This window comes from Mesorhizobium sp. M7A.F.Ca.CA.003.01.2.1, assembly GCF_003998945.1.
GTDB classification, from domain to species: domain Bacteria; phylum Pseudomonadota; class Alphaproteobacteria; order Rhizobiales; family Rhizobiaceae; genus Mesorhizobium; species Mesorhizobium ciceri.
This window is the reverse complement of sequence record NZ_RZRA01001388.1, coordinates 1-967: the sequence shown is the minus strand read 5'-3', so window position 1 is coordinate 967 and position 967 is coordinate 1. Positions and strand designations below refer to the sequence as shown.

Annotated in this window: 2 protein-coding genes; one reads left to right on the top strand and one right to left on the bottom strand. The window is 64.3% G+C overall.

The window, feature by feature from the left end; genetic code table 11:
- Positions 1 to 476, bottom strand: a 476-nt coding sequence (locus tag EN969_RS32880; protein WP_127419827.1) for an alpha/beta fold hydrolase, incomplete at its 3' end; no start/stop codon positions are given.
- A gap of 47 nt (positions 477 to 523) precedes the next feature.
- Here EN969_RS32880 and EN969_RS32875 point away from each other — a divergent pair.
- Positions 524 to 967 (top strand): MarR family transcriptional regulator (locus EN969_RS32875; RefSeq protein ID WP_164758747.1); only part of this gene is annotated, 444 nt, incomplete at its 3' end.

The window sequence follows — 967 nt, the reverse complement described above, 5'->3', positions numbered from 1 at the left end:
CCGAAGGAATGGCCAACCGCCGCCGCGAACGGGCCGAACCATTCGCCGGCAACCCGCACCGCATCCACCGCATTGACCATGTTCAGGCGCCGGCCCTGCGACTGGCCGTGGCCAGGCAGGTCGAGCGAAACGACCCTGTAGCCGGCGGCGCGATAGCCTTCGATCAAGGCGCGCATATATTCGGTGCGCGAGCGCCAGCCATGGACGACGAGCACCGTGCCGACGGCCGCCCTGCCCGGCTCGGGCCGGAACTCGTGCACCATGACGCAGCCGGTCGCGGTCTTCAGCCGGTGATGACGCGCCTCGGTCATGAACCCCGTCGCACGCTCGACAGCGCGGCGCTCGCCATCGCTGAGCGCCTTGACATTCGGGGTGCGGCAGAACAATTCGAACGCCGCGCGTCCGCTGAGCCGCGGCGCGACACGCTCTGCCGCACCGAACACGCCCCGGATGACCTTCAGCCCGAATGATGCCATAGTGAGAATCCATCCATACGTTCAAGCATGAACATAATAGTTCAAAGATGAACAATAAACAAGAGCTGCCTTGGGACAACCCGCGTTTCCGCAACTGGGTCGCGGTGGCGCGCGCCTGCCATGTGCTTGAGCGCACGCTGGCGGTGAAACTTGCGCCGCTCGATTTGAAGCCGGCGCAGCTCGACGTGCTGATGAACCTCTATCGCCACCCCGGAATGTCGCAGCACGATCTTGCCCGCAAGCTGCTCGTCGGCCGCTCCAACATCACCATGCTGTTGCCGCAGCTGGAAGCGCGTGGCCTGCTGCGTCGCGAAGGCGACGAGAAGGACAAGCGCATCCTGCGGCTCGCGCTCACCGAGGCCGGCGAGGAGCTGCTGATGCAGGCGCTGAAAGTGCATATGGCGCTGATCGAGAAGGCGATGAGCCAGTCGACGCCGGAGCAATGCGACATGATCGGCGAGCAGATGCGCAAGATCTATGATGTGCTGAAT